General features: G+C 34.9%; 5 protein-coding genes. 3 read left to right on the forward strand and 2 right to left on the reverse strand.

The genetic code is table 11. The features are described 5' to 3' along the window. Window positions 1–411 precede the first annotated feature (411 nt). Entirely contained in the window at window positions 412–2,994 is a 2,583-nt protein-coding gene (locus QM491_RS21570) for an alpha-L-arabinofuranosidase family protein (protein ID WP_283329604.1), read from the reverse strand. Window positions 2,995–3,028: 34 nt separating this feature from the next. Further along, a complete protein-coding gene (locus QM491_RS21575) occupies window positions 3,029–4,846 on the reverse strand; it encodes a beta-L-arabinopyranosidase (protein WP_283329605.1) in 1,818 nt (605 codons plus the stop codon). A gap of 310 nt (window positions 4,847–5,156) precedes the next feature. On the opposite strand from QM491_RS21575, the gene QM491_RS21580 reads away from it, so the two are divergent. From QM491_RS21580 to QM491_RS21590, 3 genes are all read left to right on the forward strand, one after another. Further along, complete coding sequence (locus QM491_RS21580; protein WP_283329606.1) at window positions 5,157–5,339, forward strand: hypothetical protein; 183 nt, start codon at window positions 5,157–5,159, stop codon at window positions 5,337–5,339. Window positions 5,340–5,878: 539 nt separating this feature from the next. Then, entirely contained in the window at window positions 5,879–6,352 is a 474-nt protein-coding gene (locus tag QM491_RS21585) for a hypothetical protein (protein ID WP_283329607.1), read from the forward strand. After that, entirely contained in the window at window positions 6,352–9,252 is a 2,901-nt protein-coding gene (locus QM491_RS21590) for a KGGVGR-motif variant AAA ATPase (RefSeq protein WP_283329608.1), read from the forward strand. The genes QM491_RS21585 and QM491_RS21590 overlap by 1 nt, the downstream gene beginning before the upstream one ends. The last annotated feature ends 472 nt before the right edge of the window (window positions 9,253–9,724 follow it).

Here is a 9,724-nt window from a genome sequence, read left to right on the forward strand (position 1 = left end):
ATATTTTTATTTTATGGTAAGAAAGCACTAAAAAACACCTTATGTAGCTCAAATAGTATAAATTACCTATCATAAAACATGAGTCATCCCGAATTTTAGGATTGGGATTATTCTCCAAGTTTTTATCAAAAAAGCGGTCAGAAAATATTTTCCGACCGCATTTTGATACTCCCATGCTAGATATGACTCGGCTTAAGACGCAAAGCATTGCATCTCTAAGTAATCGTGCAAAATAAAATTTAAGATTATGCTTGGGGCTTTCAGGTAACAGCTTTCGGCGGTGGGCTTTGGAAAAAAGCATGGCTGTGGTTATTAAAAAATATTTTAACACTCTTTGCCTTGTGCCTGTTGCCTAAACACATAACTTAAATCTTATTCTGCACGATTACATCTTTCTAAATCTTCAATTATTTACTTTTTTCTCTTCAAACGAATTACTGTCAAAGAGTGTGCAGGAAGATTGGTTGAAAAACTTTGAGCAACAGACTGTTTACTTTCTACAGGCATCACTTTGGTATCTTTCAATTTACCTGCTAGTGTAATTTTAAGCGCTTCTGGAAGAAAATCAAACTCCTTCAAGTTCAATTTAGTATCGACCGAAGTTGGTAATACATTGACTAATTTAATAATCAAATCTTTGGTTTTCCTGTCTTCTACCACCGAAACGGAAATTCGTTTTTTGAGATAGGAATCATTATCCGACAACTCCAACTGACTCGCAATATAGCTTTCTCCAGCATGAACGCCATATAGCTTTTGAACTTCATAATCTACCGTAGTTTTTACTTCAGTATTATTAAAGAAAATCAAGTCGGGTTTCCATTGGGTATGTCCTTCTTTTGCCAATAACGGTGCATACGACGACATACTTACCACATCGCCATTGCGCTCAAGACTATTTAAATGAAGTGCCTCAACCAAGGAAGTATGCAAATTATTGGCTCTTCCACCGATATGTGCTGCATATTCGCCCAAGTAAACTTTAGATTTACTACGGTCATAGTTATCGTAATAATCTTGGTTATTGATAAACCAGCCTGGCGATTGATAATAATGCTCATCGACCATCGGAATATTGATTTCATTCGCTAGTTTCCAACCTTCTACATAATCAGTCCCCTCCGACCATGGTCCAACGGTTCCGATTACTACGATTTCTGGATATTTTGCTTTGATGGCTTTAAAAATCATTCTGAAGCGTTCTTCAAACAAATCTGTTATCAAATCTTCGTTTCCAATGCCAATGTATTTCAAGTTATATGGCTTGATATGACCATTCATGGCACGCACTTTTCCCCATTTGGTAGTCAAGTCGCCATTTGCCCATTCAATTAAGTCCAAAATATCTTGGATATAGCTATCCATTTGTTCCATCGGGATACCACCTTGCTGACCAGCACCACCCACACTTGAGTTTTGGCAACAAACACCTGCCGCAATCACTGGTAAAGGTAATGCTCCAATGTCCTCACAGAAATCAAAATATTCGCCATAACCAATACCCATACTTTGGTGGTAGCCCCAAAGGTTAAACATTGGCTTTCGCTCTTCTAACTTTCCAATCGTATTTTTCCATTTGTAAATATTATCCAATCCGTTGCCGTGCGCCACACAGCCTCCAGGGAATCTTACAAAACGTGGATGAAGGTCGGCAAGTGCCTGTGCGATATCCGCTCTAAGTCCATTGCGACGACCTTTGAAGGTATTCTTCGGAAAAAGCGAAATCATATCTAAGGCATATTGCCCAGCGGTTTCTGGAACAATCGATAACTCAGCATTCGCGGTTGACTCCTTGACCAATAAATTAATTTCATACCTCTGCCAAGCATTTCCCTTCACATTTACAGCACCTTCAACGAAAACTTTACCCGAAGCATCCTTCAACTGAATCGAAAGTTTGCTGTTTTTTCCATTGATATTTTTGGCAAATAAAGAGAAATAATAACCTTCTCCAGCCTTCAATGCAATCCCTTCATAACCTTCTGCTACTAAAGCATCGCCTTTTTGAGTGGTAGTCAATACGGCAAAGTGAGCATTGTTATAATGAATTGGACGTATAGAGTCTATAGTCAGTTTGGCTTGACCCGTTGTATGCCAAGCTTTCATTGCCGTCCAAGTTTTATCTTTACCTCCTTTTTCGGAAAGTTTATATTCAAAATCTCTATTCTGAATCAATTCGGCATAGAGACCACCGTCGGCTGCATAATTCAAGTCCTCAAAAAAGATACCCATCAAGGTTGAACTAATCGGTTTTCTTTTCTGAAAATCAACATTTACTTGAGCTGATAGTGGCTTTAAATTCGCTAGCTTTACAGTATCTTCATATAAGTTTTCACGATACAATTTTTGTCTATCTTTCTCAGTATCCAAATGCTTCAAAAGCTTATTGACAACTGCTGAAGAAATTTTATACACCAAACCAGTTTCGGTTTTTTCCCCTAATTTAACTTCGGTTCTAAGATTTAAACGAGCCGACAAAGACGCTTTTTGTTCTTTTCCATAGCTTCTAAAATCTTTGGTTGTTGTAGTAAAAATTTCTGTTTTGTCTCCTTTTTTACTCAACCAAGAAATGAGATATTGCTTCGTTTTGGTATCGTAAGTAAACTCTGGTAGCAAGCAGTTTTCACTTCCCGTAAACACTGGATAACTCTGACGTCCCCAAGCAATTAGGTCGACCGAACTAGCATGTGCCAAGGCATTATCCTTTTCATTTACCGAAAAAACACAATGCCACAGTCCGTCCGCACCGAGCCATAAAAATGGGCTTAACATTCTTTTTTGAGCACCCCAAGTACCATAATCAGAACCCAATACACCAAAATCGCTTCCAATGGCGTTCCATGTATTTTTGTCAGTGCTCCACGCAAGTTGTAAGCCAATTTTGCCATCATTTTTTAAGGAACAATAAGAAAAAAGGTAGACAGAATCCTGCTTAATAGTTTGTGCTGAGAGTTTTATCGTAAAAAAGCACAAGAGAAAAAGTAGTTTTTTCATAAAATTGATATTCGGTTAAAGGTTAAAATCAAGATTATTTGACAGGAATAATTTTGTACATCCCTGCTCCGTGGCGGTTGATTTCTGGAGAAAAAGTATCTGTAAAAACACCCACTTTTTTTCCTGACCATAAATTAACAATTTGGCATTTTCCAGTAAACCCAAGCGCTTTCAAATCAATTGAAATCGCTGACTTTTCGGGAACGACTGGACCAGCAGGATCCTCGGTAAATACCATAAATTGCATAGTAGCTCCCACATTTTGCATAGCAGCGGCATTGTCCACTCCTACCAAGGCCTTGAAATGCGTATATCCTTCAGGAATATCAAACTCAATAACCGAGTTGGCATGTGTCCCTATCCCCTTTTCCTTGTTTTTATTAACCACTAAATCACTCCCCGACACACCTTGATTCACTCGAACTTTACCCCAACCAGCAGTGGCTTTTTTCCATGTTAATTCTGTAAGCGATAAAGCATTTTTATCGTTGTACAAAACTGGATTTGCCCAATCACCATGATCCCAATCCGTATTATCGCCCCCATTTGTGGTAACCAAATAGAGCTTCTTTGCCCCTTTCAAAGGAATATCCAACGATTGACTTTGATTTGGTGTATCTCTTGAAATAAGTCCACTTTTCCAAACGGCTTTTTCCTCCACTGCCATTTTCTGGTCGGCTTTGTTAAATACCGCCAAGAACTTTTCTCGTTTTTGTGGCGCATCGGCTACCCAAGCAGCACTTTCTTCTTTCGTAAATAAAGGTCTATTATTAGTACTCTTTTTCAAAACCTCCAACACACGAGTATTGGTAATTAAAGCATTCGTAAACGCATCATTATCAGGGAAGTTCCCACCAAACATTAAAGGAGATTTGAAGATACTCCAAAGCGTCATAAGTGTATATTGCTCGTCCTTGGTGAAGTTACTCATACGAGGATTACCTCTTTCAGCACGAATACCAATACGACCCATTGGCAACATATCTCCGTCAGGATACGCCCCAAAGGCTCTCCATTTATTCCAGCGCTCAAACACTTCAAAATGCTCTTTGAGTTGCTCCCAGCTATCCCAAAAATCGCCAACAGTGCGCCACATATTGGCATTTTTTTGCACATGGTCTGCGTGGTCAATAGGAGTTTCGCCAGGTGAAGTACTTAGCAAGATTTTACGACCAGTTCTGTCAATTGCCTTACGAATCATCTCGACCTCTTTTTCGAAATAAATCGGAGAAGAAAGGTCATCGACCTTTACAAAATCGAGTCCCCAGGAAGCGTACAACTCAAAAATAGAGTTATAATATTCTTGTGAACCAACTTTGTCGGGCACAATCGTGTACATATCACGCAACCAACGGCATTGGTCTGCTGGAGAATAAATATCCTTGGCGGTCACCTTTGTACCTTTGATGGGCAAGCCTCTTTCGACCGCCACAATTGGTACACCACGCATAATATGAATACCAAACTTCAGTCCTTTGCTATGAATATAATCGGCTAGCGGCTTAAAACCTTTACCTCCTTTGGCAGACGGAAAACGATTTTCGGCAGGCAACAAACGACCATACTCATCGATATTATATTGAGGGTCAGTCTGGTTATAACCATGCGCTTTGTCGTTGGATACATACCAACGAATATCCACTACGACATACTCCCAACCAAACTGTTTGAGATTTTTGGACATATAATCCGTATTGGCTTTTACCTCCGACTCGGTTACTGTCGGACCAAAACAATCCCAACTATTCCAGCCCATTGGAGGTGTTGCTGCCCATTGATGAAAATCAGCTTTATGTTGAGCAAAGGTTACACTCGCCAATAAAGTCAGCGCAGTGATAAGAGTTTTTTTCATAAGTTTTGTTAATACCTTGGGAATAAATGTGTCATTTTGACACAAATAAAAGTAAAAAAAATAACAGAACTGTTGGGTTCTGTGGGATAGCCATGCAAATTTAAAAGGAAATATTAAATAATTTAGTGGGAAAAGACAATTTTACAGTTCAATTATTTCATATTTGGAAATTGAAAAATCAAAAGACTTACGCTCGGCTTTACTCTGCTAGTGCTGGCTTCCTAGCCAGTACTTCTAATTTTATAGATTCTACCATAATTCAACAGGAAATGTATTGCTAAATGTTTTACCACCAATAACAAGAAAGTGTATGCAAAATAATTTTAGAATCGACTCTATATTTCACCAAGTGGGCTATTCGTTTGATATTCCCGTAGAAATTCACCAAGAGCTCATACGAGAAATAGACTTAAAATTTAAGGCTGGGGAGATTTCGTTGTTTGGAAAAGAAGGGTATTCTCTTTTTGTAATAGTCAATACGGGTAAGAAGTGAAAGATTTAGCTATCAAGAAATCATACCAGAGTAAAAAAGAGCGGTATTTAGAATATGTAATTTACATTCCTTTTAAAGCGGTCTCTAACAATGATACTCAAGCAAATATGATTTTGACACATTTGGACTATTTAAGATTAGGTATCGAAAAAACATTAGCAATTTACAACGCTGATACAAAGGTAATTGAGGATATTTTTCGGAATAGTAAATCTAAAGTTTTGCATCCAGATTCGTTGTATAATTGACCGCTTGCTATACATAAAACTCTCGAAAATCTTGACTATAGCTAGTTTCAAAACCAAAGGTAGAGGTATGAAATGTATTGCAGCAAGCCATTCACCACACAAAAAGTTGTAAAGTTTCACCACTCTTAAACGAGAGTTGAACTTGCTTTAGCAACGTTTGATACTCTTGATATATTTCTTCATTTGATACGATTAAAGAATGTCAATATCAAAGCAAAATTACTCTTCAATTGACATTTTGTCCAGTAGTTTTATTAGTTGTATATTTGTTTTAGCTAATCTACAATAACTATGTGGTCTTCAAAAAAATATCAAAGAGCAGCAGAAAAACACTATAAGACTTGCAAACATCTATTAGATTCAATCGACACAGTTAAAGCCGATGTTAAGCCTCAAGTCATTTCAAATATTTTTTATCTCAGTGGCTACATTCTAGAATGTATCTTAAAGTTTTATATTTTAGAAGAAAAGCATAAAACGAAAAGTTATTCAAAAGAAGAACTTACTCAATTAGAATTGTGGACTCATGACATAAAAGGCCTTTGGGAAAAAATTGCAAACGAGTCTCCATTTTGGAAAAAAAGGACTCCCAAGGAATCTCCATTTGATGCTAATGGATTTGAATGGACTGATTTGTCCAAAAAATGGACTGAAGCTGTTCGATATGAAACAGATGATAAGGATTATAAAAATGAAAAAATTGTCAAGAAGCATTTTACGCAGACAGTAGAGCCAATTTTTTTAAAAATTAAAGACAAACACTAATGATAAATATATTCAAAATATGTAGCTTAATTGAAGTTAAACTACACGAATTAAAACATAAGGGAGATTTTTTAATTGACTTTAGGATATTCTTGAGGACTAATGAAAATCTATACGTGTATGTATTGTCTGAAAATTCTGAAAATAATGTTTTAGTTGAAAACATAATAAATGAGATTTTTAGCAATGCTAATGTTGATTTTTTCACTAACGAAGATTTAGATGAGATATTTTATAAAAAAATCTTTACCTCTTCTAATAGTATAAATATAGAAAAAGGGAGACGGCGATTTGATTCGCTTTTAAGTCATGGTAACGAATCTACGCAAACTTATATATCTCAATGTCCTGTAATTACCTTTTATAGTTATAAAGGAGGGATGGGGCGTTCAACAACACTTGCAGCTTTCGCAACACATTTGGCATTAGTTGAAGCAAAGAAAGTGATAATACTTGACTGCGATTTTGAAGCTCCTGGTTTTACCAATTTCTTTTTAAAAAATGCGGACGAGCAAAACCAAAGACAAGGATTTGTTGAATATTTCCTTGACAAAGAAAGTGGAACAAGTTCTAAAGACTATTTAGAAAGCTATACATGGGAAGTTGAAAGTAAATTTAGTGGTTCTGGTTCAATTAGAATCATGCCCGCAGGTAATTTGGACACTCAAACCCCAACTAATGATTTTTTGAAAACGAATTTGAATCATTACATTGAAGGACTTGCGAGAATAGACTTTACAAATCAAGAATATATCATTCAACAATTTACAGGTATTATTAATGATTTAAGGGAATCCTTTAACCCTGATGTTATTTTAATAGATTCAAGGACTGGATTCAGTGAAGTTATGGGAGTTGCTGCATTTCAATTATCTAAATTTGTTGTTGGTTTTTTTAGAAATGATGCACAATCGCTTCCTGGACTCAACTTTTTCTTAAAGAACATGGTTGATAGAGAATACATAGAACCATATTTAATAAACTCTATTCTACCATCTTCAATTAAATCGAGAAAAAGTATTTTCAATTCCTTTAAAGATGATGTTAAACAAATATTAGAAAATATTCAAGAAGATTCTGAGTTAAACTTCCCTTGCTTCCCTGTTTCAAGAGATGAGAATTTAGAATTACTTGGAACAAAAGATGATGACCCAGAAATTTTTATAGAATTAATTAGAAATGGGGAGATAAAAGATTTTAAAGATTTGTTTGAACACCTTTCATCAAGATTAAACTGGGTTGAAAATACAACATCATTAATAAATCAGAACGACAGTAGCATTGATAGAGAATATTTGCCTGTGCAATCAGATGATATTCTTTTAGAAGCCCCAAAATTAGATGAAATCAACAGAGCGACAGAAAGTAAAAAAGAGCTTTGGAAAAAAGATATTAAAGAGAAAATTTTACAATCGACTCGTGATAAAATAAAAAAGACAAGTCTGTATGCAGAGAATTCAGACATAGAGAGAGACTTTGACAATAATCAATTTTTCTTTAGAACCTGTATGAACGATTTATTTAATATTGATAAATTTATGATTTTGGGTAGCAAGGGGACAGGAAAATCATACATTTACAATGCTCTTAAAAGTGCTAAAATTGTTAAGGATTTAAAGGATAAAGCTAATAAAACTGATAATTTTCATTTTATCTATACAATAGATAAGTATAACAGAATTTTCAAAGTAAGTAATTTTGAAACTACTTTTAGCAAGCATTTTCAATATCGTTTTTGGCTTATTTATACTTGGCAAATTGTATTGAAGGACATTAATTCGATTTTTAGTGATTTTCCTAAAAATGACGAAATAGAAGCTGTTGATATTCGAGAAGATTCAAAGACAAAAATTTTATTAGAAAAATTAATACATGATGATAATTCCATTATCGCCATAGAAAATGAATTTGCTCGTTTAGATTCCTTCTTAGTAGAAAAAGGAAATGGAAAAAAAGAATACCTTACTATTTTATATGACCAATTGGATGAAATCGTAGATCCAACTTTATGGAATGATTGGATGCCTTCCTTAATCGAATTCTGGCGATACAAACGACACCATCGTATTTTTGGTAAATTATTTGTAAGAAAAGATTTATTTAGAAAGTTGGTAGGACTAAACAATGTTAATGACATTGAAAATCAATCTATTGATATTGAATGGACGCAAGAAGAGATGTTTTCTTATTTCTTTAAAATAGTATTGTCTGATAACATGGCTGATTGGATGTGGGCTTTGATGTATTTGTATAAAGACTACGATGGAATAGTGGTGAGGCAGAATCGAAAATCGTACAGTAAGATAGAGCAAACACCTTTAGAGGAGTCTCTATTAAGACCACTAGCGACTACTTTTTTTGGTAAAAATGTGGATGTTAATAGAACAACAAGAATGGGAGAAAGTTACGACTGGTTTTATAATAATTTAAAAAATGCCGATGATACAATTAGTCTGAGACCATTTATTGAGTTAATTAATTTCGCTTTAGAAGAAAATAAAAATAAAAAATACATAAAAGAAGATACTGACAAACCTATTCTTTTTCAAAAATATTATACAGATAAAGATGTACGACTAAAGGCCGTTGAACGACATTTTGATGACTTGGTTAGGCATGAAAGAGGAAATACACCGATTAGTTATATTTTCGACTTCATTAAGAATTCAACTGAATACAAATATAAAAATATTACGCTTCATAAGAATATCTTTGAAGAATTACTGCAAAATGTTATTACTGAATTTGGAAATGAAGCAGACATGCAGAAGCAAACAAAAAAAACACTTGAAACGCTCCTAATTACTAATGGAATCATCAAGAAAGAAAATCATGGCAGAGGAGATGAATATAAATTTTCATTCTTGTATAAATACATGTTAGGGTTGAAGGGTAGATAACAATGTAGAAATGTGAATAGTCTAACAAACAATCTTCTTATTAGCCTTTCATAAGGGCTATTAAGAAAATTGTTTGTTATATACCTTTGCTAATTACAGCTCCCAAGCCAGTTCTAAAGTATGTCGATGGATTATCATTCTTGAATATGTGATCTGTCATCTTTACAAACCAACTCTATACATTAAACCCAATAACTCATAGATTTTCCCCATAAATGGCTTAAAGCCTCTCATTACAGCCCAACAAACGAGAATCTCTTCTTCTCTTTGAGTAGTAGGCATGCTTTTTTACCAACATCCAGACAGAAAACTTAAAATAATACTGCAATAGCTTGCATTATTGATGGTTTATATTGAAGTCATCTTGACTTTTTAATTTTCTTAATTGCCATGATAATGAATGCTATAAAGTTAAACCCCATCCAACTTGAAATCGTTGTGTCGAAGCGATTTAACAAAGATCTATAACTAT

This window comes from Flectobacillus longus (genome assembly GCF_030056705.1).
Lineage (GTDB): Bacteria > Bacteroidota > Bacteroidia > Cytophagales > Spirosomataceae > Flectobacillus > Flectobacillus longus.